Annotated in this window: 22 protein-coding genes; 6 read left to right on the forward strand and 16 right to left on the reverse strand. The window is 67.5% G+C overall.

Features of this window, described 5'->3' with window-relative positions; genetic code table 11:
- Window positions 1–24 precede the first annotated feature (24 nt).
- The 6 genes from AC0KUR_RS05860 to panE all read right to left on the reverse strand — a co-directional run bounded on the left by AC0KUR_RS05860 (window position 25) and on the right by panE (window position 6,947).
- Window positions 25–1,113, reverse strand: a complete 1,089-nt coding sequence (locus AC0KUR_RS05860; RefSeq protein WP_069706865.1) for an alcohol dehydrogenase catalytic domain-containing protein — start codon at window positions 1,111–1,113, stop codon at window positions 25–27.
- A 46-nt stretch (window positions 1,114–1,159) separates the two neighbouring features.
- Entirely contained in the window at window positions 1,160–2,167 is a 1,008-nt protein-coding gene (locus AC0KUR_RS05865; RefSeq protein ID WP_034189427.1) for an ABC transporter permease, read from the reverse strand.
- On the reverse strand, window positions 2,154–3,674 hold the full coding sequence (locus AC0KUR_RS05870; protein WP_124607712.1) for a sugar ABC transporter ATP-binding protein: 1,521 nt from the start codon (window positions 3,672–3,674) through the stop codon (window positions 2,154–2,156). Before AC0KUR_RS05870 ends, AC0KUR_RS05865 begins: the two co-directional genes overlap by 14 nt.
- A 62-nt stretch (window positions 3,675–3,736) precedes the next feature.
- The gene (locus AC0KUR_RS05875) at window positions 3,737–4,681 is read right to left on the reverse strand and encodes a substrate-binding domain-containing protein (protein WP_124607711.1); all 945 of its coding nucleotides are present in this window, start codon (window positions 4,679–4,681) and stop codon (window positions 3,737–3,739) included.
- Between the two features lie 119 nt (window positions 4,682–4,800).
- Window positions 4,801–5,760 (reverse strand): AraC family transcriptional regulator, encoded by a 960-nt coding sequence (locus AC0KUR_RS05880; protein WP_473375533.1) that lies wholly within the window; start codon window positions 5,758–5,760, stop codon window positions 4,801–4,803.
- A 239-nt stretch (window positions 5,761–5,999) separates the two neighbouring features.
- A complete protein-coding gene (gene panE, locus AC0KUR_RS05885) occupies window positions 6,000–6,947 on the reverse strand; it encodes a 2-dehydropantoate 2-reductase (RefSeq protein WP_473375534.1) in 948 nt (315 codons plus the stop codon).
- A 252-nt stretch (window positions 6,948–7,199) separates the two neighbouring features.
- On the opposite strand from panE, the gene AC0KUR_RS05890 reads away from it, so the two are divergent.
- Window positions 7,200–8,753: a methyl-accepting chemotaxis protein gene (locus AC0KUR_RS05890; protein WP_034189424.1), complete on the forward strand. Its 1,554-nt coding sequence runs from the start codon at window positions 7,200–7,202 to the stop codon at window positions 8,751–8,753.
- 25 nt (window positions 8,754–8,778) lie between these two features.
- Here the strand turns inward: AC0KUR_RS05890 and AC0KUR_RS05895 are convergent, their stop codons facing one another.
- Complete coding sequence (locus AC0KUR_RS05895) at window positions 8,779–9,456, reverse strand: LuxR C-terminal-related transcriptional regulator (protein WP_034189423.1); 678 nt, start codon at window positions 9,454–9,456, stop codon at window positions 8,779–8,781.
- Window positions 9,457–9,833: 377 nt separating this feature from the next.
- Between AC0KUR_RS05895 and AC0KUR_RS05900 the strand changes: the two genes are divergently transcribed.
- Window positions 9,834–10,325 carry a hypothetical protein gene (locus AC0KUR_RS05900; RefSeq protein WP_034189422.1) on the forward strand — a complete coding sequence of 164 codons (492 nt, stop codon included), beginning with the start codon at window positions 9,834–9,836 and terminating at the stop codon, window positions 10,323–10,325.
- A gap of 27 nt (window positions 10,326–10,352) precedes the next feature.
- Here AC0KUR_RS05900 and AC0KUR_RS05905 read toward each other — a convergent pair whose 3' ends face one another.
- From AC0KUR_RS05905 to AC0KUR_RS05940, 8 genes are all read right to left on the reverse strand, one after another.
- Entirely contained in the window at window positions 10,353–10,859 is a 507-nt protein-coding gene (locus AC0KUR_RS05905) for a hypothetical protein (protein WP_034189421.1), read from the reverse strand.
- A gap of 132 nt (window positions 10,860–10,991) precedes the next feature.
- Window positions 10,992–12,350 (reverse strand): sigma-54 dependent transcriptional regulator, encoded by a 1,359-nt coding sequence (locus AC0KUR_RS05910; protein WP_264167163.1) that lies wholly within the window; start codon window positions 12,348–12,350, stop codon window positions 10,992–10,994.
- Window positions 12,351–12,524: 174 nt separating this feature from the next.
- Window positions 12,525–13,109 carry a hypothetical protein gene (locus AC0KUR_RS05915; protein ID WP_059556782.1) on the reverse strand — a complete coding sequence of 195 codons (585 nt, stop codon included), beginning with the start codon at window positions 13,107–13,109 and terminating at the stop codon, window positions 12,525–12,527.
- A gap of 144 nt (window positions 13,110–13,253) precedes the next feature.
- Window positions 13,254–14,939 carry a chemotaxis protein CheA gene (locus AC0KUR_RS05920; RefSeq protein ID WP_473375535.1) on the reverse strand — a complete coding sequence of 562 codons (1,686 nt, stop codon included), beginning with the start codon at window positions 14,937–14,939 and terminating at the stop codon, window positions 13,254–13,256.
- Window positions 14,940–14,983: 44 nt separating this feature from the next.
- A complete protein-coding gene (locus AC0KUR_RS05925; RefSeq protein ID WP_034189417.1) occupies window positions 14,984–15,265 on the reverse strand; it encodes a hypothetical protein in 282 nt (93 codons plus the stop codon).
- 73 nt (window positions 15,266–15,338) lie between these two features.
- The gene (locus AC0KUR_RS05930; protein ID WP_034189416.1) at window positions 15,339–15,929 is read right to left on the reverse strand and encodes a hypothetical protein; all 591 of its coding nucleotides are present in this window, start codon (window positions 15,927–15,929) and stop codon (window positions 15,339–15,341) included.
- 111 nt (window positions 15,930–16,040) lie between these two features.
- Window positions 16,041–16,364, reverse strand: a complete 324-nt coding sequence (locus tag AC0KUR_RS05935) for a hypothetical protein (protein ID WP_034189521.1) — start codon at window positions 16,362–16,364, stop codon at window positions 16,041–16,043.
- A 1,049-nt stretch (window positions 16,365–17,413) separates the two neighbouring features.
- Window positions 17,414–17,812, reverse strand: coding sequence for a hypothetical protein (locus tag AC0KUR_RS05940; protein ID WP_473375536.1), 399 nt, complete (start codon window positions 17,810–17,812; stop codon window positions 17,414–17,416).
- A 185-nt stretch (window positions 17,813–17,997) separates the two neighbouring features.
- On the opposite strand from AC0KUR_RS05940, the gene AC0KUR_RS05945 reads away from it, so the two are divergent.
- Complete coding sequence (locus AC0KUR_RS05945; protein WP_473375537.1) at window positions 17,998–18,447, forward strand: hypothetical protein; 450 nt, start codon at window positions 17,998–18,000, stop codon at window positions 18,445–18,447.
- Between the two features lie 44 nt (window positions 18,448–18,491).
- On the opposite strand, the gene AC0KUR_RS05950 is transcribed toward AC0KUR_RS05945, so the two are convergent.
- Window positions 18,492–19,415: an AraC family transcriptional regulator gene (locus tag AC0KUR_RS05950; RefSeq protein ID WP_059556784.1), complete on the reverse strand. Its 924-nt coding sequence runs from the start codon at window positions 19,413–19,415 to the stop codon at window positions 18,492–18,494.
- A 180-nt stretch (window positions 19,416–19,595) separates the two neighbouring features.
- On the opposite strand from AC0KUR_RS05950, the gene AC0KUR_RS05955 reads away from it, so the two are divergent.
- The 3 genes from AC0KUR_RS05955 to AC0KUR_RS05965 all read left to right on the forward strand — a co-directional run bounded on the left by AC0KUR_RS05955 (window position 19,596) and on the right by AC0KUR_RS05965 (window position 22,982).
- A complete protein-coding gene (locus tag AC0KUR_RS05955) occupies window positions 19,596–20,057 on the forward strand; it encodes a (2Fe-2S)-binding protein (protein ID WP_011354470.1) in 462 nt (153 codons plus the stop codon).
- A 2-nt stretch (window positions 20,058–20,059) separates the two neighbouring features.
- Complete coding sequence (locus AC0KUR_RS05960; RefSeq protein WP_473375538.1) at window positions 20,060–22,270, forward strand: xanthine dehydrogenase family protein molybdopterin-binding subunit; 2,211 nt, start codon at window positions 20,060–20,062, stop codon at window positions 22,268–22,270.
- A gap of 313 nt (window positions 22,271–22,583) precedes the next feature.
- A complete protein-coding gene (locus tag AC0KUR_RS05965) occupies window positions 22,584–22,982 on the forward strand; it encodes a winged helix-turn-helix domain-containing protein (RefSeq protein ID WP_034189412.1) in 399 nt (132 codons plus the stop codon).
- Window positions 22,983–23,284: the final 302 nt, after the last annotated feature.

The raw sequence follows: 23,284 nt of genomic DNA on the forward strand, positions 1-23,284 counted from the left end.
CCGGTAACGCGCACGCCGGCCGCATCAGCGGGCCGGCTTCAGCAGCACCTTGATCGATTCGGGCGATTTCGCGACGCGGATCGCGTCGTCCCAGTCCTCGAGCGCGAAATCGTGCGTGACGATGCCTTTCGACGTGACGAGCCCGCGCGCGAGCAGGTCGATCGCGACCGGATAGCAGTATGGCCCCAGGTGCGCGCCGCGGACGTCGAGCTCCTTGCGGTCGCCGATGATCGACCAGTCGACCGTCGCATCCTCGCCGAACACGCTGAATTCGACGAAGCGGCCCAGCTTGCGGATCAGGTCGAGCCCCTGGTTCACGCCGACCGGCGCACCGGTCGTCTCGATGTACACGTCGCAGCCGTAGCCGTCGGTCAGCGCGCGGACGATCTCGCGCGCATCGTCGCGCGTCGGGTTGATCGTCACGTCGGCGCCGTACTGCCGCGCGAGTTCGAGCCGTTCGTCGATCAGGTCGATCACGACGAGCTGCTTCGGCGTCTTCAGGTGCGCGACCTGCGTCATCATCAGCCCCAGCGGGCCCGCGCCGGCAATCACGACGACGTCGTCGAGCTGGACGTCGCCGCGGTTCACCGTGTGGATCGCGCACGACAGCGGCTCGATGATCGCCGCATCCTCGAGCGATACGCCGAGCGGGATCTTGTGGACGATCGCGGTCGGCGGGATGCGCATGTAGTCGGCCATCCCGCCGTCGGCGACCTCGCGCTGGAAGCCGAAGATGTTGTGCACTTCGCACATCCAGTACTGGCCCGACTTGCAATAGCGGCACTTGCCGCACGGCACGATCTGCTCGGCGATCACGCGATCGCCCGGCGCCACGCCGAAATGCTCGGCCGCGCCTTCGCCGAGCGCTTCGACGTAACCGAAGAATTCATGGCCGGGAATCACGGGCGCCTTCACCCACGGGCTCGGGCCGCCCCAGAACATCTTCGCGCCGGTATAGCACTTGCAGTCGCTCGCGCAGATCCCGCACGCGGCGATGCGGATCACGAGCTCGTTCGCGCCGGGGCGCGGCTTCGCGACCTGCTCGACGCGGTAATCCTCGGGGCCGTGGCAGACGACCGCGGTCATCCGCGGCTGGGCTTCGGGTGTCGTCATGAGTTGTCTCTTTCGTTGATGATTCGGAAGACCGATGAATCGATCGTTACCGCGACCGTTCGCGGCTGATGTAGATCGCGAGCAGGATGATTCCGCCCTTGATCACGTTCTGCACATACGGGTTCACGCCGATCATGTTCAGCCCGTTGTTGAGCACGCCGAGCAGCAGCGCGCCGACCAGCGTGCCGAGGATCGCGCCGCGCCCGCCGGAGATCGACGTGCCGCCCATCACGACGGCCGCGATCGCGTCGAGCTCGAAGCCGACGCCCGCGTTCGGCTGCCCGCTCATCAGCCGGCCCGTCAGCACGATCGCGGCCAGCGCCGACGTGACGCCGGCCAGCGTGTAGACGATCAGCTTCACGCGCGCGACGCGCACGCCGGTGAGTCGCGTCGCCTGCTCGTTGCCGCCGATCGCATACACGTAGCGGCCGAACGGCATGCGGTCGAGCAGCAGCCACGCGATCGCGTACACCACCAGCATGATCAGCACGGGCGCCTGGATGCCGAGCACCTTGCCGCTGCCGAAGAACGCGACCCAGTCGGGCAAGCCGTCGATCGGATAGCCGCCCGTATAGATCAGCGCGAGGCCGCGCGCGATGCCCATCGTGGCGAGCGTGACGATGATCGGCGGCATCCCCGCGAACGCGACGAACACGCCGTTCAGGAAGCCGAAGCCGAGGCCGACCGCGATGCCGATCGCGAGCGCGGCGACCGCATTGACGCCCGCGACCATCAACCCGGCCGCGAGCGTGCCCGACAGCGCCATCACCGAGCCGACCGACAGGTCGATCCCGCCGGTCAGGATCACGCAGGTCATGCCGACCGCGATGATCGCGTTGATCGACACCTGGCGCAGCACGTTCTCGAGGTTCGCGGCGGACAGGAAGCTCGGGCTCGCGATCATCATCGCGATGCATACGACGATCAGGCCGACGAGCGGATAGAACAGCGTCGAGCGCCGCAGCTGCGTCCACGGCGCGCGTGGCGGCGGCGCGTCGCCGGCCGTCGCCGCGAGCGTCGTGGAAGGCGTGGAAGAAGAATCAGGCAGGTTCATGGGTCGCTCCTCGCGTGCCGGCCGTGGCATAGGTCATGACCGTGTCGGGATCGATCTCGTCGCCGGCGAGCGTCGCCTCGATGCGTCCTTGCCGGAATACGGCGACGCGATCGCACATGCCGACGATTTCCGGCAGCTCGGACGAGATCATGATGATGGCGTAGCCGCGCGCGGTGAGTTCGCGCATCAGCCCGTAGATTTCGGCTTTCGCGCCGACGTCGATGCCGCGCGTCGGCTCGTCGAAGATCAGCACCGACGTGTGATGGTTCAGCCAGCGCGCGATCACGACCTTCTGCTGGTTGCCGCCGGACAGCGTCGCGACTTCCGTGTGGATCGACGGCGCCTTCACGCCGACGCGCCGCATCACGTCGTGCGTCGTGCGCGCCTCGCTGCCGCGGTCGATCAGCCAGCGCATCGACCGGTACTTGCCGAGATTGTTCAGCGAGATGTTGTCGCGGATCGAGAACGACGTGACGAGCCCTTCCGTCTTGCGGCTCTCCGGCAGGATGCCGATACCGGCGCGCAACGCATCGGCCGGATCGGCGAGCTTCGCCGCCGTGCCGCGTACACGCACGTCCTTGCGGTGCGCACGCGTCGCGCCGATCACCGCGAGCGCGGTCTCGGTGCGGCCCGAGCCGACCAGCCCGGCGAAACCGAGAATCTCGCCGGCTCGCAACGTGAAGCGGTTCACGGGGCCGTCGCGCTCGATCTGCAGCGCGTCGACTTCGAGCACGGCCGGCGCGTCGCTCGGCAACCTGGGCTTCGGCGGAAAGCTGCTCTCGATCCGGCGGCCGACCATCATCCGCACCAGTTGCTCGACGTCGGTGCGCGCGACGTCGGTCGTCGCCACGTACTGGCCGTCGCGCAGCACCGTGATGCGGTCGCACACCGCGAAGATCTCGTCGAGATGGTGCGAGATGAAGATCATCGCAACGCCCTGGCGCTTCAGCTCGCGCATGATCGCGAACAGGTGCCCGGCCTCGGCCGGTGTGAGCGTGGCGGTCGGCTCGTCGAGGATCAGGATGCGCGCGTCGAGCGACAGCGCCTTGCCGATCTCGACGAACTGCTGCTGCGCGACCGACAGCGCGCGGATCGGCGCATCGAGATCGATCGCGACGCCCAGGCGCGCGAAGATCGCGGCGGCCGCGTGGCGCATCCGCTTGCGGTCGCGCGCGCCCCAGCGGTTGCGCAGCTCGCGGCCGAGGAACAGGTTGTCGACGGCATCGAGGTGCGGAATCAGGCTGAATTCCTGGAACACGATGCCGACGCCCGCCGCGACCGCGTCGTGATAGTCCGCGAAATGGCGCGCGGTGCCGTCGATCTCGATCGCGCCGGCATCCGGCTGATGAATGCCGCACAGGATCTTCATCAGCGTCGACTTGCCCGCGCCGTTCTCGCCGAGCAGCGCATGAATCTCGCCGCGCGCGATGTCCAGATGAATGTCGGACAGCGCCTTCACGCCCGGAAAGCTTTTCGTGATGTGGCTGAGCCTGAGTATCGTGTCCATCGGCTTCTCCGTGCGAAGGGCCTCGGCCGTGCCGCCGCCCTTCGCGTCGCGTCGCACGTCGTTCACCAGCTGAAGCCCTTCGCGTTGCCGCGATCGACCACCTTCACGTCGACCGGGATCGCCTTCGGCACCGTCGCGCCCCACTTGCGCGCCATCGCGATGCCGAGCGCGATGCGCACCTGGTCGGCCGGGAACTGCGCGGTCGTCTCGATGAACTTCGAGTTCGGCTTCTGGATCGCGGCGATCGCCTCGGGCGCGCCGTCGACGCTCGTCAGCTTGATGTCCTTGCCCGACCCTTCGATGGCCGCGAGCGCGCCCATCGAGCCGCCGTCGTTCACGCTGAAGATGCCCTTCAGGTTCGGATGCGCGGAGATCATGTTTTCGGTGACCGACAGCGCGGTCGCGCGCTCCTGCTTGCCGTTCTGCGTGTCGACCAGCTTCACGTTCGGGAATTTCGCGAGCCCGGCCTTGCAGCCGCGCACGCGTTCGAGGATCGGCACGACCGGGATGCCGTCGAGGATCGCGACCTCGCCGCTGCCGCCGATCGCCTTCGCGAGGTATTCGCACGACATCACGCCGGCGTCGTAGTTCTTCGAGCCGACGAACGAGTCGACCGGGCCGTTCGCGTTCGCGTCGACGGCCACCACCACCGCGCCGGCCTTCTTCGCCTGCGTGATCGCCGACTGGATGCCGGTCGAATCGGTCGGGTTCACGAGCAGGATGTCGATCTTCTTCTGCAGCATGTCCTCGACGTCGCTCACCTGCTTGCTGACGTCGTGATGCGCATCGGTGACGACGACCTGCGCGCCGATCGACGCGGCCGCGTCGTTCAGCGCCTTCTGCATCGTCACGAAATACGGGTTGTTCAGCTCCTGGAACGTCATGCCGATCCGCAGCGGCGCGGCCTGCGCGGCCGTGACGGGCAGCCAGGCCGCGGCGGCGAGCGCGGCAACGGCCGCCATGCGGGCGGCGCGACGGGGGGATGAGGCGGGCGATGCGTGCGTCATGACGGTGTCTCCAGAATTGTGTGCGGCTTTTTCGTGGGTGAATACGCCCCTCGCGACGTGAACGGCGCGATCGGCTGGGTGAAACGGAGGGGAAACTCAGGCGGGCAACGGCCCGGCGATCATCCGGGCTGCGGGGCGAGTTCGGGCGCGCCGGGCGTCAGCACGCGCGGCGGCATCGGGTTGCCGGTCGGCGCCGCATGCAGCGCCAGGTCGCGGCTGCGTGCGTTCAGGCGCTGCAGCGCACGGAATTCGGACGGCGCCATCCCCTTCACCGCGCGGAACTGGCGGTTGAAGTTCGACACGTTGTTGAAGCCGGCCTGGAAGCAGATGTCGGTGATGTTCGCGTCGTCGGCGAGCAGCATCTGGCACGCGGATTCGATCCGCAGACGATTCACGTACTGGACGAACGGCAGGCCCGTCTGGCGATGGAACGCGCGCGAGAACGCGCTGACGCTCTGCCCGGTCAACTGCGCGAGATCGGATTCGCGCAGCTCGGACGCGAGGTTCTTGCCGATATACGACAGCGCGTGGCTCAACCGCGTCGGCGTGACGTCGGTCTGGTCGTACGCGGGACTCGCGAGCAGCGTGCGTTCGGCCGCGCCGCACAGGCGTTCGAGGATCGTCATGAACAGCGCGATGCGGCGCATGCCGCGCGCCGCCAGCAATGCGTCGAACAGCGGCGCGATCGCGGCACTCGTCGCGGCGTCGAAACCGACTCCGCGGCGCGCATCGTCGAGCAGCGCCTGCGCGTCGCGGCATTCGGGAAACGCGTCCATGCAGCGCCGGACGAACGCCGGGTCGAACTGGATCACGAGATTGCGGCGCTCGACGGTTTCGCCTTCGGCCATGTCGCTGACCCAGTTGTGCGGCAGGTTCGGGCCGAGCAGCACGAGATGGCCAGGGCCGAACGAGCCGACGTGATCGCCGACGAAATACTTGCCGTGCGTCGCGACGATCAGGTGCAGCTCGAATTCGGGATGGAAATGCCAACGGATCGTGCGATACGGATAGCCGTGCGACCAGACCTTGAACGACTCGTCGCGTCGCACGTCGACCACTTCGAGATCGGGGTGCATCATGTTGGCGTCTCCATTCCCATGTATCGCTGGCCGACCTGTTCGGCGGCGCGCCGCGTGTTGCCGCGTTCCGCGCGGCGACGCGACCGGTCGCATGGGAAGCAATGTAGGTCGATCGCGTACGCGGCTCCACCAACTTTACGCCTGATTTCCGATACTTTTTTGCGCGATCCGGCCGCAAACGGCGCCGGACGGCAAATTTGTGCAGTGCGGAACGGCCGTGCGGCCGCCCGCGCCGGCGCCTACGCGCTCGCGTGCTCGCGCGCGGTGCGCACCTCGTACGCTTTCAGGTGGTTGTACGCGATCCGCAGCAGCGACAACGCGTCGGCCGCCTGCGGGTCGCGCCGCGCGAGCAGGTCGCCGATCACGTGATCGGCTTCGACACGCGCATGGTTCTCGACGTCGCGGAGCATCGACGCGGTGAGCGGCGACGGCGTCAGCACCATCCGCTGCATCCGTTCGATGGCGACCGGATCGGGCCGGTGGCCATTGTATTCGGCGATCGCGCTGCATTCGGCGAGCATCGTCTCGAGCAGGCGGCGGCCATCCGGCGCGGCCAGAATGTCGCCGACCGAGCCGCGAAACAGCGACGTGCTCGCGGCGAGCGTGGCGAGGAACACCCATTTTTCCCACATCCGTGCGGCGACGTCGTCGCTGAGCGTCGCGTCGAAGCCCGCGCCGCCGAGCACGTCGGCAACCGCCCGCACGCGCGGCGATTCGCCGCCGGCGAGCTCGCCGAACGTCACGCCGTGCGTATCGTTCAGGTGCACGATGCGCTGCTCGCGATCGAGCGTGGCCGCGATCACGCACAGCCCGCCGAGCACCTGCGCGGCGCCGAAGCGCTCGCGCAGCACGTCGAGGTGGCGCATCCCGTTGAGCATCGGCAGGATCAGCGTCCGCGGCCCGACGAACGGCGCGAACGACGCAATCGCGTCGTCGAGGCTGTATGCCTTGCAGCTCAGCAGCACGAGGTCGAACGGCGCAATGCCCGCGTTCGCGTCGGCCGCGCGCACCGTCTGCACGTTCGCCAGCGTCAGGTCGCCGCGCGGGCTGCGGATCAGCAACCCGTCGCGTGCCAGTGCCGCGGCCCGGCCGTCGCGCACCAGGAACGTCACGTCACGCCCTGCCGCGGCCAGCCGGCCGCCGAAGTACCCGCCGACCGCGCCGGCCCCTACCACCAGAATTCGCATCGTTGCCTCCTTTCGGTTTCGTTCAGCGCCCGCGCCGGCGCCAGCCCGGGCGCGCAGCGCGTACACCACGCCCGACAGTATAGCGATACCCTTTATGCATATGCATAGATACCCTTACCGGCAACGAAGGGATGGGCGGCGGCACCGATTCCTAGGGATAACCCGTCTACGGTAACGCGCATCGAGCGCCGTCAAGATACTTATCCCGTCACGCCGCCCCGGCGAGCCTCCTCGACTGACCGACCACACACCATGCGCAACCTTTCGCTGAATCAGAAACTCGCCTCGATGATCGTCATCCTGTGGCTCGGCCTGCTCGTGATCGCCGGGCTCGGCGCATGGCAGACGCGCGCGTCGATGATCGCGGACCGCCGCGACCAGTTGGCCTCGCTGGTCGCGCAGGCCGCGAGCGTGACCGACCATTACTACAAGCTGTCGCAGCAGAACGCGCTGCCGGAAGCGGATGCGAAGCAGAAGGCGCTCGAGGCGATCGCGGCGATGCGTCACGGCGCCGACGGCTACATCTCGATCAACGATTCGAAGCCGGTGATCGTGATGCATCCGATCAAGACCGATCTCAACGGCAAGGACGTGTCGAACTTCACCGACCCGGACGGCAAGCACCTCTTCGTCGAGATCGTGAAGGCCGGCAACGCCGAGGGCGGCAAGGGTTTCGTCGAATATCTGTGGCCGAAACCGGGCGCCGACAAGCCGCAGGAGAAGACCAGCGCCGTGCAGCGCTTCGCGCCGTGGGACTGGTATCTGGTGACGGGCATGTACATGAACGACGTGCGCACGGCGGTGCTCGCGAGCATCGGCCGCTGGTTCGCGATGACGGCCGTGCTCGGCGCGATCGCGACTGCCGTGATGGTGATGGTGCTGAAGAGCGTGCGCGCGAACCTGGGCGGCGAGCTCGAAGTCGCGCTCGACGCCGCGCAGCGCATCGCGCAAGGCGACCTGACCGCGCGCGTGACCGTGAAGCAGGACGATCGAGGCAGCCTGCTGCATGCGCTGCACACGATGCAGGGCGGGCTGATCGACATGGTGTCGCGCGTACGGACCGGCACCGAGAACATCAACGTCGGCGCGAGCGAGATCGCGTCCGGCAACACGGACCTGTCGCAGCGCACCGAGGAACAAGCGGCCGCGCTCGTGCAGACCGCGTCGAGCATGGACCAGATGACCGCGAACGTGAAACAGAACGCGGACAGCGCCGCGCAGGCCGCGGCACTCGCCGGCCAGGCCGCGCAGGTCGCGACGCGCGGCAGCGCGGTGGTCGACGACGTCGTGCGGACGATGAACGAGATCACCGACCGCTCGCACAAGATCGGCGACATCATCGGCGTGATCGACGGCATCGCGTTCCAGACCAACATCCTCGCGCTGAACGCGGCCGTCGAGGCGGCGCGCGCGGGCGAACAGGGCCGCGGCTTCGCGGTGGTCGCGGCCGAAGTGCGCTCGCTCGCGCAACGCTCGGCGACGGCGGCGAAGGAAATCAAGTCGCTGATCGTGTCGTCGAACGAGACGGTCGAACACGGCGCGGCGCTCGTTTCCAACGCGGGCGAGACGATGTCCGAGCTCGTGCAGTCGGTGCGGCGCGTGAACGAGATCCTCGACGAAATCAGCCATGCGTCGCGCGAGCAGAGCGCCGGGATCGAACAGGTCAATCGCGCGGTGGGCGAGATGGACCAGGTCACGCAGCAGAACGCGGCGCTCGTCGAACAGGCGGCGGCAGCCGCGCATTCGCTGCGCGATCAGGCCGAGGCACTGCGCGACGCCGTCACGCGGTTCGCGTTGCCGGCCTGAAGACGCCCGGCGGGCGCGGGCATGCTCAAGCGGCGCCGCCAGCCGGCAGCGCGCCCGCCCCGCCGCCGAGCCCCAGTCCGGCCGCCCGCTGGATCAGTTCGACGTCGTTGCTCGCGCCGAGCTTCTTCATCGCGCTCATCTTCTGCGCGCTGACCGTCTGCTTGCCCTTGCTCAGGCGCTGCGCGATCGTCTTGATCGGCACGCCCGACAGGTACAGGCGAATCACCTCGATCTCGCGGGCCGTCAGCTTCACCGGCGCCTCGCCGCGCTCGCCGAGCGTGTCGAGCGCGCGCCTGACGACCGGCGACAGGTACGCGCCACCGCTGTAGCTCGAATGGATCGCCGTGACGATGTGGCCGACCTCGTCGAACTTGCTGACGACGCTCACGCCGCCGGTCGCGATGATCGACCGGAAAATCAGCGGATTCTCGTTCGCGACCAGCGCGACGATCCCGACGTTCGGCCGCGTGCGGCGCAGCCAGTCGAACAGCGCGAGGCCGTCCATCCGCGCGTCGCCGCGGATCGCATAGTCGACCAGCACGACATCGCAGTCGACCGTGCCGAGCGACGCAACCAGTTCGGCCGTGCTCCGGCAGACCGCGGCGAGCTCGATCGCGCAGGCGCTGCCGGCGACCTGCTCGATGCCAGCCAGCGTCAGCGGCCAGTCGTAAGCGACGACGATGCGAACATTGAATTTCCTCATGCGCAATTCCTGGTGGTTCGCCGGCCGCGCGGCGCGGAACGCGGGCGGCCGGCCAAGCGTTGAAAGGATGAGCAGGCTATTTTTAGCCTGCCACCCGATTCTAGGAAGCCGTGCGCGGGCGGGATATCGGACGGCACGTGGATCGGCCGCCGGGGAGGTAATACAAGTTTGATATTTGCGCGGGTTCAGGCGGCCGGCGGCCAGCGGCGACGGTCGCGGCATCGGCCCGATGGCCAAGGTTGCGCGCCATGCGGTCGCCAGCAGGTAAAATTACGGCCTTTGCATGCCACTCCGGGCTCGCCGGCGGCGAGCGATGCGCCGCTGCCGGCCGCGCGCCACCGCCCTTTTGCCGGCTGCCCGCACTCGCCCCTTTCCTCATGACCGACTCCGATCTGCAATCCGACGACACCTCCATCCACGAAGACGGCCTCTGGCGCGACAACGGCTGGACGGCCCGCATCATCAAGAACGAAGACGACGACGGCTGGGCCGTCGAGATGATCAAGGACGGTGAGTCCGAGCCCGCGCTCGTCGGGCCTTGGACGATGGGCCGCGACAAGAAGAATCCGAAACCGATGGACGCGAACGCGTTCCGCACGCTCGTGAAAACCGCGACCGAGGTGCTGATGCGGCACGAGCAGCAGCGGCGCGCGATGCTGCACAAGGAAGTGACGGTCCAGGGCGACGACGGGCAGGAGGTATCGGTGACGCTCGACATCGTGCCGGACGAGTTCGAGCCGTACGCGCAACTGAAGGCATTCGATTCGTATGGCGAGCTGCTGGCCGAAGCGAAGGTGTCGGCCGGGTTCAAGCTCAACAAGGCCAGCGCGGAACGCTGGGTCGCATCGGGCTTCGAGCGGCCGGCCTGAGCGGGCGCGACGCGCCGGCGCGCGCGATCAGGTGCCGGCGCCCTGCTCCGCACGCGCGAGCCGGCGCGCCGCCAGCTTGCGCCGCACGAACTGCTCGAACTGCTGCGTCGCGACCTCCGGATCGCGCGCGGCCAGCCCGAGCGCGTTGCGCACGAGCTGGATCGGCGTCAGCACGATGCCCCACGGCAGCCCCCACCAACCGAGCGCGGCCGACGCGAGCAGCGCGAGCACCTGCTTCCGGCGTCCGCAGCGGCGGCAACACACGTGGCGCCGCGTCGCCCAGCGGGTGACGAACACGAGCGACACGACGCGATGCGACGCATGGACGTCGACCGGCCGCCCTTCGCGCAGGCAGATCGGGCACGGCCCGTAGCGCCAGTCGTCGACATACTGCCGGACTTTCGCGTCGGGCACCCGTTCGGCCTCGACGATGATCGGATGCGCGCGGGCGCACACCCGGCTGCAATAGCGGCGGCCGTCGATCGACCGGCCGCCGACCAGGAACGTCCTGCCGCAGTGACTGCACTCTGTCACGATAACCCTCGGATAAGCGTGATGCGCCGCGTGTCGGCCGCCAGCGCGGCGATGCGCCGGCGGTCCGCACGGGTCATTTCCCGTCTTAACGGCCGCTGTCGCGCACTCTTGAGCGCCGCGCACCGGCGCCCATCAGCCGTGCAGGCCGTGCGCGGTCATCAGGCGGTACAGCGTCGCGCGCGAAATGCCCAGTTCGGCCGCGACGTCCGCATGCTGGTGGCGGTTGCGCAGCAGCGTTTCCTCGATCGCGCGCCGCTCGGCCTGCCGGCGCGTTTCCGCCAGCGTCGGCGGCCGCCGCGACGTGTACGCATGCAGTTCGAGATCGGCCGCCGAGATCAGCGGGCCGTTCGTCATCACGACCGCGAACCGGATCCGGTTGATCAGCTCGCGCACGTTGCCCGGCCAGGGATAGTTGTGGATCGCCTCGACCGCGCAGGGCGTGAAGCCGCGAATCCGGTGCGAACCGTCGCCGCGATAACGCCGCAGCACGTAATCGGCAAGCAGCATGATGTCGCGGCCGCGTGCGCGCAACGGCGGCTCGTCGATGCGCAGCACGCACAAGCGGTAGTACAGATCGGCGCGGAACCGCCCTGTTCGCATCGCGGCCTCGAGATCGACGTGGGTCGCCGATACGATCCGTACGTCGACCGCGATCGACTGGTGCCCGCCGAGCCGCTCGATCTTGCCCTCCTGCAGGAATCGCAGCAGGCTCGCCTGGCTCTCGAACGGCATGTCGCCGATCTCGTCGAGAAACAGCGTGCCGCCGTGCGCGGCCTCGATACGGCCGATCTTGCGCTGGTGCGCGCCCGTGAAGGCGCCGCGCTCATGGCCGAACAGTTCGGCCTGCAGCAGCGTGGACGGGATGGCCGCGCAGTTCACGGCGACGAACGGCGCATCGGCCCGCAGCGACTGCTGATGGATCGCCGCCGCGGTCAGCTCCTTGCCGGTGCCGGATTCGCCGGCGATGAACACGGTGGCGTCCGTGTTCGCGACCTTGCGGATCGTCGCGAACAGCCGGCGCATCGCGTCGCACGAGCCGATCATCGCGCCGGCGGGCGGCACGCCATCGGCAGCCGGGTCGCCGTCCGCGAGCTTCAGCATCCCGTACGCATGGCCGACCAGATAGCCGATCGTCGTATAGGCCGTCGCGTTGCGCACGTAGTCGAAACAGCAACGACGGATCAGGCGCGCGATCGAGAGGTCGCGCAGCCGCTCGCCGTCAGCGAGCGCGACCCAGCCGACGCGCGAGTCGCGCAGCAGCGCCTCGAACGACGCGACGTCGGGCGAACCAAAACTGCCGAAATCGACGATGCCGGCATGCGGGCGGTTCGCCTTGACGAGATTCAGTGCGTCCGCAACGGTTTTCGCGCGCCACACGTCCCAACCGCGCGACGCCAGGCAGTCGGCGAGCGCGGCGTCGTGCCGCTGCGACAGGTAGACGAGCGGCCGCGACGGCACCGCATGATTGCGCCGGGCGGCGACGAACGACATCGCGCCGGCCTCCCTTTCGACATCCTGCGGGCCCGACACTCTCAGCTGGCAGCAATAGTTCACGATGGCCTCGCCGCGTAGGGTTGGTTGTCGGAACGGCCATTGCCGGATCGCATGCGGCGGGGCCCGTGGTCCCGCGGCGCGGCGCCGCCCCGTCCTCGAATCGATGTTTCGTTATCGGCAGAACACGACGCGCTGCGTGTAGATCTGCGGCTCGATGGCCGGCTTCACCGACGTGTTGAGATCGTCGCGATAGGCATGGTAGGTCTTGCCATTCACCGTCACGTCCTCGGCCCGGGCCGTCTCGATCCTGTCGAGCCCGCTGTGCTGCCACCCGCTCACGCGGTCCGCCGCCGTCACGCTCGACTCGCCGGCGATTTTCTGCGTGATCGCGCTGCCGTCGCTCCACGGCTGCGTCTGCATGTCCTCGGCATGCTGCATCGCGCCGACCGTCTTGCCCGTCGACGTCGGGCCGTTCTGCGCTTCGAACGGCGCGCCGCGACCGTATACCGGCGACTTCCACGACGGCGCATGACCTTGCTCCGGCATCATGTAGACCATCTGCGGATCGCCGATCATCACCATCGGCGCGCATGCGGTGTTGTCGGCGCGGCCCAGCGTCGTCAGCGCCTGCTGAACGCTCACGGCATTCGCGGCGGTCTGCTCGCTCAGGATCACGAACACCGCGGGATTCTGGAAAACCGTCTGCGCAGCGGCTTGCACGCTGACCAGCAGCAAAGCGACCAAAAAGATCCTCATGATTGAGGCCTCCTTGCATCCTCGTCAGGCAAAAAGAGGTGTTGATCTCGGGGATGGGACCAACACCCGTCCAACCGGAAACGTCCATCGGGCATCGGGGCCGGGCGACCGGCATTCGGCCGCGCGGCAGACGGCCCCGTGTGCTTACGACGACGTGCTCGTCGAGATGACGGCCGGCGCCGGCGCAACCGGTGCGGCTGGTGCGGCCTGCTGGTCGACCGTGGCCGGCGGCAACGCCTGGGCCGGGTCGCTCAACGCCGGCATGTCGGCGGCGGGCGCAGCCGGTGCGGCAGCGGATTCGGCCGCTTCGGGCACCTTCGCGTCGGCAGTCGGCATGTCGGCCGGCGCTGCTGCCGCAGGCAGCGCGGCTTGCGGAGCGAGCGCTTCGGCAGTCGCTTGCGGCACCTGCTCGGCAGCCTTTGCATCGGCTGCCGGCGCCGTGACGACGGCAGCGGCCGGCATCGGTTCGGCAACCGGTTCGCCTGCGGCCTGCGCTGCGTTGTCGGTGGCGGCCGGCATCGGCTCCGGTGCCTTGTCGGCGACGGGCTGCACGGGTTCGGGCGCCTTCGTGTCGGCAACCGGCTGCGCGGGCTCGGCGGCCTTCGTGTCGGCAACCGGCTGTGCGGGCTCGGGAGCCTTCGTGTCGGCAACCGGCTGCGCAGGCTCGGGGGCCTTCGTGTCGGCCACGGGCTGGGCGGGCTCCGGCGCCTTCGTGTCGGCGACCGGCGTGGCAGGCGCTTGCGATGCCTTGTCGGCTACCGCCGGCGCGGCAATGACGGCCGCAGCCGGCACGGCCGCCATCGCGGCTGCCGGTACGACCGCGGCGGCAGGCGCGGCGGCGACGGCAGGTGCCGCAGCAACCGCGGGCGCCGCTGCCGCCGGTGCAGCCACTGCCGGCGCCGCGGCGGCAACAGCGGGCGACGCGACCGCCGGTGCGGCAGCGGCGACTGCCGGCGCGGCGACGGCCGGGGCGGCGGCGACCGGCGCGACCGCCGGCACCGGAATCGGAACCGGCACCGAAACAGGCGCTGCCTGCACCGACGTCGTCTGGATCGGACGCGTCGGCGCGGATGCCGGCGCGGCCGAGCCGAGCGGCGGCAGGCCCATGCGGTCGCGCACGATCGGGTCGCGATACTTCACGTCGTCCGCGACGGTCGCTTCCACGCTCGGCGCCACGTTCGAACGCGCGAGCGGCGTGGTCGTGCCCGGGCACAGGTGGCCGGTCGCTTCCACCGCGCGCCGGTTCGCATCGCTCTGGCACAGCAGCGCGAGCGCCACGTCGGTCAGGCCCATCGCACGGAATTCACGCGCATCGAGACGCCGGACGCAGGCCTGGTCGACCAGCGTCGTGCCGCCCGTCGCGCCGAAGCCCGGGAACGACACACCGACGCTCACCGAACCCATGCAGGTATCGGACAGCGTGGTCGTGAGGCCAGGCGCCTGGATCGCCGGGTTGGTCTTGATCGTCTGCGTTCCGGAGTAGTTGACGTTTTCCGAAGTCTGGGTGTTGTACGGGTTGGTGCCGGGCGCGCCCGACGACTGCAGCGACTGCGGCGTCACGCTCGTGCCGCCGCTGGTGCTGGACGGCATCGTCACGTTGAAGTTCACGCTCGAATTGCCGCTGCCGCGCACCCCGCTGGAACTGGTGGCATTGCCGCCGCGCGAGCTCGTGGTGTTCGTGTTCATGCTCGAACCGCCACCCTGGCTGACGGCCGTCGACGACGTCGAGGACTGCGCGCTCGACGTCGAGTCGGCAGTTTGCGCGTGGGCACCGATCGTGGTCATCGCGAACATCGCCGCGCATGCCACCTTGATCCTGTTGCTGTTCATTTCACTCTCCGGACGAGGTTTGACCTCCGACCCAGGCAACCGTACTAATTCCCCTGAATGCCTTCAGTTTTCGCTGCTTCCCCGAACTGCTTCCAGCCGCTGCCCAGCTGGGACCACGAGCCGGCCGACACGCCCTGCCACTGCTGGGCATCCGGTCCGCCGATGGCACTGCCCGACGAAAGCGTTTGTTGTTCTGACGGTTTGGTTGTCTGGTCAGGATTGTTTGACGTCTGCATAGTCGATTGCCCACCATCGGCAGCACGGTCAGCGCCATACGCCGTCAGAGACGCGAGCATCAGAGCGGCGGCAATCAGGTTCTGCTTCATGCCAACTCCTTACGTGACAACAATGCGGAAAAGAGACCAGCGTCGCTGGGAAACTGGTCCCCCCCACACCTGACTAATGACTGCTCCCGGTCGCGCTCGAACTGCCCTGGCTTCCACCCGATGCGGACGGCGAACCGGCCGGACCGGTACTCCACGCGGTCGACGAGTTGTAGTGAGTCGAACCCGTGATCGCAGCAGACCCACCACTGCCCGTCAGCCCGGCGGCACCCGCGTTGGCGTTGCCGTTGTCGTTCGCACCCGTGGCCGTGTAGTGGTTCGCGCCGAGTACGATCGTGGCGGTCACCCCTCCCGACAGCGCATTCGCGTTCTCGTTCGTTTTGCTGTTTCCACCGAACGAGCCTGCGGCACCGATACCGCCGCCTGCCGCGAACGCGCCTCCGTTCATGCCCGAACCGCTGGCCGTCGAAGTCGAGTTGTGGTTGGCGGACGCCGTGCCGACGGAACCAGCGGGTGTCACGGTACTGCCGGCGCTTGCACCAGCCGTCGATGTCGAATTGCTCGTATAGCTGCCGGATCCGACCAGTACCGAACCGGACACACCCGCTGCGACGGATTGCGTCTGGTTGTTCGTGAACGAACCTGCTGCCAATGCGGCCGACGATAGGACGGTGAGCGCTGTCGCTAATATGACTTTGGCTTTCATAGCAATTCCTTGCTGTGAGGAAGTTCGGCGGTGGCGGAGCCAGGCCAGCCCTGATGGGGCGAAGCCCGGCATCCGTACCGCCAGCCAATGACGAACGCTACGCGCCGCGGCTTAGTGGTGATACGTCCAGCCAGTCGAGCCGGCATTCGCACCGCTGCTGCCGCCAGCCTGTGCGCCGCCGAAGCCGAAGCCGCCGACCGTCGACGTTTGCGTGTGGCTCGTGTACGAGACCGAAGCGCTGCCCGGGCCACCGGCAAGTGCACCGGCGGCACCGAGTGCTGCGCCCGAATCGGTCGCGGAGAAGTGGCCGAACCCGGCAACTCCGGCCATCGTCTGGCCACCGCTCGTCGAATTGCTGCTCGACACCGTGCCGCTGCCTGCAAACGCTGCACCCGAAACCGCCAGAACTGCTGCTGCAATCAGAAGCTTCTTCATGGTCGACTCCATAACGGCGTGGAGAGAATGAGCAAGGAAGACTGCACGCCATCAACCTTCCTGCCTCGAGCAATCCTTAAAAAAATAAGGATTACTATCAAATCAAGAAATTCGTGCCGACTCTTAATTTTAATTTTTTGTCCATTTTTGACAGCCGAAGTCTAGTTTTATGTTTTCAGCTTGTCCAAAATTTATGCGTAGGTGTTTTCTATTATTTTTACGACAATTGAATATTTTTAAAAAACACCTCCAATTTCGCAACCGGAATGACGCACGCATCCTCCGGCTCACGATTTTCGATACCCCGTCGAAAACGGATACCGGCATTGGCATTCGTTTTCGAAATCAAAAATGCGCGAATATATACCACCGCAAAATACGACAGCCGTTCAAATGGCGCTCGTCAGCCGAGCGACGACGGTGCCGCATTGCAGACAGATGGCATGTTTGCTCCCTGAGCTGGTGAAGAAAGGGCGTCCGGACAATCCGGCCGACGTGCGTTCGATCTAATCCGGCCGGCGCCGGTACTGGCCCGGCGCGATCGAAACCGCCCTGCACGGTTGAAGACGAAACGGCGTCACGCTGTCCGGCACGAACAGCCTGACCCATCCGGGTGAACTGAATGAAAGGGGGCACCCCTGTCGCCCGCTCGTCACGAGGCGCGACAACCGCCGCGGCACGCGGCCGGCGCGGACGCCGGGAAAGCGATGGAATACCCGCGACGCTGGCACTGCGTCGTGAGCAACACCCCGATTTCTCCGACTACCCCATTGGTGCGCAAAATACGCGCGGATCACACTACTGCTTATGGTCTTCATCGCCGTTTCCCCGACTGCTTACTGACGAGTTGGTCGCCCCCACATCTTTGTTGCATCGTGTCGACCGCCCGCCGATGCGTCCAATACCGCAAGCAGCGTGCCACGCGTTGCGCCATCGTTCGTTGCGCGCGCCGAACCGCCGCCAGGCCGCGGCTTTTCGCCGGAAACGTCGTTTTTTGTTTCAGGAATGTATCGCGGCAAAGGTTTGGCACACGTCGCGATCGCTGCGCTTCATGACGCAATCCCGTGATTAGACGGACGAATCCGGCCCGCGGCGCGTTGTCGGACGGCAGGTTGAACGGGTGTTTCAAACTTGAGAAGCGCGCCGCGGCGCCCGCCGGGCGGCATCCGTGTTTCCACTGACGAACGACGCTTCGATGCGTATGCGGCCCGGCTACCGTGCGAAAACGAACGAGAATCGATCCACCCTGCGTGCGGCCCCGGCGCCAGACGCAACGGCCTGCGATGCGTCTGCGGCTTGCTTATCCCCGGTTCGGCAAAACGAATTTGATTCATTCGTGAAAATACCGACACGATCGCGCGACGAAAAATGTCGCCATCGCGACCGTTACCGGCGTAATAATTAAAACAAATGTAAACATGGAATGCCGGCAAAAGCACAAGCACCATTTTTCATTCCGGCTCAACCCACCTTTCACGCCGAATACACCCCGAGGATGCGACACATTCGAGAAACGTTTTCAAGCATTTATCCGCTCGATTCTCATCGATGAAACATGCCGATTCAACGCGCGCCTTACGTTAACAATCTCGTAAAAGCCTGATTTATCGAGCGTTTCATCGTATCGAATCGCATGGATCCGGCGCTCGCCCGGCTCATTCGCCTGTCCCCACGATTCACGCGTGAAACGCCTGCGCGCCTGTCGATCGGCGAAGGCATGGCCGTGCCCGCGCCGGGCGGCGGCGTGTCGTCCGTGGCATGCCGATTGCCTGATGTCCGGCTCTCACCGAGCGGCACGCCACGGCACACGGAGCACCGGCGGCGGCCCGCTCGCAACCTGCGTGTCGGGGAAACGGCGATGAAGATCACCACCGATCGATCGGCGCTTGCGCCATTCAAGCATCAACGGGGTTGTCAGCGAAACCGGAGCGCCTGTCGTGGCGCTTCGTCGACATCGGAACAGGCGGACCGGCGCTTGCCGAAACGGCACCCGTGCAGCGGGATGGAGCGCGTGCGCGACGCCGTCGGACAGATCGACCTGTGGTTCCTCGAGATGCTCGACGAAGGAGACGGCGATGAATGACCGCGCACCGCCCGAGACGCGTGCCGGCCGGTGCCGGCGGCACCTCAGCCGAGCAATTCCTTCTTCCGCAGGTGCACGACGTCGCGCATCGGCGGCGCGCCGAACAGCCGGCTGTATTCGCGGCTGAACTGCGATGCGCTTTCGTAGCCGACGACGGCGGCGACCGACCCGACGTCGCCGCCCTGCCGCAGCAACAGCCGCCGCGCTTCGTGCAGCCGCAACTGCTTCTGGTACTGCAGCGGGCTCAGCGTCGTCACGTGCTTGAAATGATGGTGCAGCGACGACACGCTCATGTTGACCGCCTGCGCGAGCGACTCGACGCGCATCGGCTCCGCGAAGTGATCGCGGATCCATTCGATCGCGCGCGCGATCCGGTGCGTCTGGCTGCCCGCGATGGCCATGTGTCGCAGCCGCGTGCCCTGCCCGCTCGTCATCAGCCGGTACAGCACTTCCTTTTCGATCAACGGTGCGACGACCGGAATGTCGGCAGGCGTATCGAGCAGGCGCAACAGTCGCAGCGCGGCGTCGAGCAGCGGCGGCGTCAGTTCGGCGAGCGCGATCCCCTCGCCTTCCGGACCCGCATCGGGCTCGGGCAGCCGCATCTCGGCCGCCAGCTCGACGATGCGCTGCGGATCGAGCGTCAGCGACAGGCACAGGTACGGCGCCTCCGGCGACGCGCGCGTCACGCGCGAGAGGATCGGCAAGTCGATCGACGTAATCAGGCAATTGTGCGTGTCGTATTCGTAAGCGTGACCGGCCACGATCACGCGCTTCGCGCCCTGCGCGGCGATCACCAGCGCGGCCCGCGACACGCCGCAGCCGAGATCGACCGGACGCGTGTGCCGATGCAGCATCAAGCCCGGCACGGCCGTCGAATGCGAGCCGTCGGCCGGTGCGAAACGGCCAATCAGCGATGCCAGCTCGCGCCGCCCGGATTCGCGCGACGCCACGATATCGGTCATGTCCATGACGCATCCTCGAATGATTTCCCGTGTCGCGGGAGCATAGCGAAACGGCCCGCCGCGTGCCGGGGATTTGCAGGATTGTTCAATAAATTTGCAGGATTGGGTAGACGCAAAAAGCGGCGGCTCGCGCACACTCCCGGCTAACCTGCCCGTATGGCGGGTTTTCCCCATGGAGACATAAAAATGCCTACCTCGTTTGTCCTGAACGGCAAGAACGTCACGCTCGACGCCGATCCGTCGATGCCCGTCCTCTGGGCGATTCGCGAACACGCGGGACTGACCGGCACGAAGTTCGGCTGCGGCATGGCGCAGTGCGGCGCGTGCACCGTGCATCTCGAAGGCCAGGCCGTCCGCTCGTGCGTGCTGCCGCTCGCCGGCATCGCGGGCAAGCACATCACGACGATCGAGGGCCTGCAGAGCAAGCCCGCGCACGCCGTGCAGGCCGCCTGGGTCAAGCTGCAGGTGCCGCAATGCGGCTACTGCCAGTCCGGCCAGATCATGTCGGCCACCGCGCTGCTGGAACAGAACCCGAAGCCGACCGACGCGGACATCGATGCCGCGATGAACGGCAACCTGTGCCGCTGCGCGACCTACGCCCGCATCCGGGCCGCGATCCACGACGCAGCCGCGACGCTGGGAGCCTGACCATGACGATCGAACTCGACAACACCGGCTCCGTGCGTCCGTCGCGCCGCACGTTCCTGAAGACCGCGGGGGCCGCGGCCGCGGTCAGCCTGACCATCGGCTTCGACTTCACCGGCTTCGGCCGCCGCGCGCTCGCCGCGACCGCGCCCGAAGCCGGTTTCGCGCCGAACGCATTCCTGCGCATCACGCCCGACGGCACCGTCACGGTCATCGCGAAGCACGTCGAAATGGGCCAGGGCGCGTATACGGGCATCGCGACGATCGTCGCCGAGGAGCTCGACGCGAACTGGTCGAACGTGCGCGTCGAAAGCGCACCGGCCGATGCGAAGCGCTACGCGAACCTCGCGTTCGGCACGATGCAGGGCACCGGCGGCAGTTCGGCGATGGCGAACTCGTGGCAGCAGCTGCGCGAAGCGGGCGGCAAGGCGCGCGCGATGCTGGTGTCGGCCGCCGCGGCCCGCTGGAAGGTGCCGGCCAGCGAGCTGACGACCGCCAATGGCGTCGTCACGCACGCGAAGAGCGGCAAGACGGCGCCGTACGGCACGCTCGTCGCCGATGCGTCGAAGCTGCCCGTGCCCGACAAGGTCACGTTGAAGCAGCCCGCCGATTTCAAGCTGATCGGGCACCGGATCCCGCGCGTCGACGCGTCGGCGAAATCGAACGGCACCGCGCATTTCACGCTCGATACGACCTTCCCCGGCATGCGCGTCGCGCTGCTGCAGCGCCCGCCGCGCTTCGGCGCCACGGTGAAATCGTTCGACGCGACGGCCGCGAAGGCCGTGCCGGGCGTCGTGTCGGTCGTGCAGGTGCCGGGCGGCGTGGCAGTCGTCGCGAACGGCTTCTGGGCCGCGAAACAGGGCCGTGACGCGCTGAAGGTCGAGTGGGACGACGCGCACGCGGAAAAACGCGGGTCCGGCGAGATCATGCGCGAATACCGGCAGCTCGCCGACAAGCCCGGCACGTCGGCGCGCAAGAACGGCGACGCCGACGCGGCGATCGCGGGCGCGGCGCGCAAGATCAGCGCGTCGTACGAATTCCCGTATCTCGCGCACGCGCCGATGGAGCCGCTCGACGCGGTCGTCAAGCTGACGGCGAACAGCTGCGAAATCTGGGCCGGCGACCAGTTCCAGACCGTCGACCAGGCCAACGCGGCCAGGACGGCGGGGCTGAAACCCGAACAGGTGCAGATCCACACGCTGTATGCGGGCGGCAGCTTCGGCCGGCGCGCGAACGCGTGGTCGGACTACGTGGTCGAGGCCGTGTCGATCGCGAAGGCGCTCGGCGCGGACGGCAAGCCCGTCAAGCTGCAGTGGACGCGCGAGGACGACATCCAGGGCGGCTTGTACCGCCCGATGTACTTCCACAAGCTCGACGCGGGCCTGACCGCGGACGGCAAGCTGGTCGGCTGGCGCCACCGGATCGTCGGCCAGTCGATCCTCGCCGGCACGCCGTTCGAAGCGTTCATGGTCAAGAACGGCGTCGACGCGACGTCGGTCGAGGGTGCGGCGAACCTGCCGTACGCGGTGCCGAACGTGTCGGTCGAGCTCACCACCGCGAAGACCGGCGTGCCGGTGCTGTGGTGGCGCGTGGTCGGCAGCTCGCACACGGCCTACGCGGTGGAGGCGTTCATCGACGAAGCCGCGCACACGGCGGGCAAGGATCCGTACGCGTTCCGCCGCGACCTGCTCGAGAAGGAACCGCGGATGCGCGCGGTACTGGACCTCGCCGCGCAGAAGGCCGGCTGGGATCCGGCCAAGCCGCTGCCGAAGGGCCGCGGGCGCGGGATCGCGGTCGCCGAGGCGTTCAAGAGCTATGTCGCGCAGGTCGCCGAGGTGTCGGTCGACGCGGACGGCAAGGTGAAGGTCGAGCGCGTGGTGTGCGCGGTCGATTGCGGGATCGCGATCAATCCCGACATCGTCGCCGCGCAGATGGAGGGCGGCATCGGCTTCGGGCTCGGCGCGGCGATGCACAGCGCGATCACGCTGAAGGACGGCCAGGTCGAGCAGCGCAACTTCGACGGCTACCAGGTGCTGCGGATGGCCGAGATGCCGAAGGTCGAAGTGCATATCGTGCCGTCGGCCGAAGCGCCGACCGGCGTCGGCGAGCCGGGCGTCGCGCCGGTCGGCCCGGCCGTTGCGAACGCGATCTTCGCGGCGACGGGCAAGCGGCACTACGTGCTGCCGTTCGATGCGGCGGAGGGCGCGAAGGCCTGATGTCCAGGCGCACCGGCCACGGGGCGAAACGCCTCCGTGGCCGGTCTCCATCCAGCCGCCCCTCGCGTTACGTCAGACGTAACGCCCGTCACCCGTAACATCCCCACCCGATGCTACGTAACAATCCTTCAATGATGCTCGGACCCCTTCAGTGTCCGCCGCGCCTCTCCCGTTAAAAATTCTTTTAAATTCAAGGCTGCCGGGCCGCGCGCAGCCGTGCCGCCGCCGGTCGGCGCTCGATAATCCTCTGCCTGGCCCGAAAGTTGCAGCACAGGACCCGCAAACACTCCTTAATGGACATGTGAGGGCCACCATGGATTGCAAATACCTGTACATCGACAACATAAAAATCAACTTCGTGCGCCGCACGATCGAAATCGACAACAAGGTCGTTGACGTGACGCCGCGCGAATTCGACGTCGTCGAATTCCTGCTCGACAACATGAACAAGATCGTGCCGCGGCAGGCAATCCAGGAAGCCGTGTGGGGCCGCGAGCTCGGCGTGTCGTCGCGCACGCTCGACACCCATATCTCGCGGATCCGTTCGAAGCTGCAGCTCGAACACGACAAGAACCTGCGGATCATCCCGATCTACGCGGTCGGCTATCGCCTGGTGCTGTTCGGTGCGGCCATGACGCACGTCGAGCGCCACGATGCCGCGCCGGTCCTGCGTGCCGCGCCGCAACCGGCGATGGCCGCCGACTACGCGTGACGCTGCCCCCGCGCGCCGCCTGCTCGCGGCGCAGCGGCCACGTCCCCCCCACCGCGCTGCGCCCAGCCGCAGCGCCTCGCGGCCTGCCAGCCGGATCCGGCCTGCACGCCCTCCGGCCCGCCAGCCAGTCGCGACCCGACCGCCGCCTCCGGGCGGCGGTTGCTTTTGGGCGCCGGCCGCCGCCTGCCCGGCTTCATCACGCTTCGTAGCACCCCGCTTGCTCGATCGCCGCACGATGCGTGCGACTACGGATTCCGGCCCGGCACGCGGCCATGGCCGTCCCTACAATCGACGCAGCAGCC

It is taken from the genome of Burkholderia sp. YHN3-13 (genome assembly GCF_055810675.1).